We start from the raw sequence: 1,216 nt of genomic DNA, 5'->3' as shown, positions 1-1,216 counted from the left end.
AGGTTGCGGTGGTGGTGGGGACTTCTCGCGAGCGGGGTTGGCGGGTCAAGGAACTGGCGGTCAGTCACGCGTTCCACTCGCGGTTGATGGATCCGATGTTGGAAGAGTTCGCGTCGGTGGTGGCAGGGCTGGACTGGCGGGTGCCGCGGGTGCCGATCGTGTCGAACGTGACCGGCGCGGTCGCGGAGCCGCTGGAGTTGGTTGACCCGGAGTACTGGGTGCGGCACGTGCGGCAGCCCGTGCGGTTCGCCGACGGGGTGGCTGCTCTGCGGGGGCAGGGCGTGGACACGTTCCTGGAGATCGGCCCGGATGCGACGTTGACGGCGATGGTGGCGGAGATCGTCGCTGATGCCGGGGTGCGGTGTGTCGCGGCGTCGCGGCGGGATCAGCCGGAGGCCGGCGTGTTGACGTCGGCGCTGGGGCAGTTGTGGGTGGCGGGTGTGCCGGTGGACTGGGCTGCCTACCACGGTCAGACCGGTGCCCGGCCGGGCGTGGTCGACCTGCCCACGTACGCCTTCGACCACACCTGGTACTGGCCCGAGGCGGCGCCCGCGGCCCGCCGGGACGCGCACGGCGAAGCTCTCGACGGGCGGTTCTGGGCGGCCGTGGAGTCCGGCGACCCCGACCTGGTCGGCGGCGAGCTGGGCGTCGGCGCGGACGAACCGTTCAGCGCGGTCCTGCCGAAGCTCGCGCAGTGGCGGCGGGCCGCACAGCAGCGGTCGACTGTGGACTCCTGGCGCTACCGCGTGGTCTGGCGGCGCCAGGACGTGACCGGGAACGAGAACCTGACCGGCTCCTGGCTGGTGCTGATGGCCCCCGGCCAGGAGGACCACCCGTTGCTGGCCGAGCTGGCGGAGCGGGGCGCCGAGATGATCCCCGTGGTGCTGGACGAGCTGGACCGGGACGGGATCGCGCGTCGGCTGTCCGCCGCCTCGGCGGCCGCAGGACCGGTCGCCGGGATGATCTCGCTGATGTCGCTGGCCGGCGCCGGTGTCGTCGAGGCACTGGCGGTCGCGCAGGCGCTTGCAGTCACCGAGGTCGAGGGTCGGCTGTGGTGGTTGACCAGCGGTGCCGTCTCCGTGGACGACTCCGAGCCTCTGACCGACCTGGACGGTGGTGCGGTGTGGGGTTTGGGTCGGGTGGTGGGTTTGGAGGTGCCGTTGCGGTGGGGTGGTTTGGTGGATTTGCCGGGTGTGTTGGGTGGGGGTGTGTGGGG

The 1,216-nt window shown here is 72.0% G+C and carries 1 protein-coding gene; it reads left to right on the top strand.

Features of this window, described 5'->3' with window-relative positions; translation table 11 throughout:
- Positions 1 to 8: 8 nt before the first annotated feature.
- Positions 9 to 1,216, top strand: a 1,208-nt coding sequence (locus tag IF06_RS32690; RefSeq protein ID WP_332259030.1) for an acyltransferase domain-containing protein, incomplete at its 3' end; no start/stop codon positions are given.

The organism is Micromonospora globosa, from assembly GCF_000717585.1.
Lineage (GTDB): Bacteria > Actinomycetota > Actinomycetes > Mycobacteriales > Micromonosporaceae > Micromonospora > Micromonospora aurantiaca.
The sequence above is the reverse complement of the archived record's forward strand: the minus strand, read 5'-3'. Positions and strand labels throughout refer to the sequence as shown.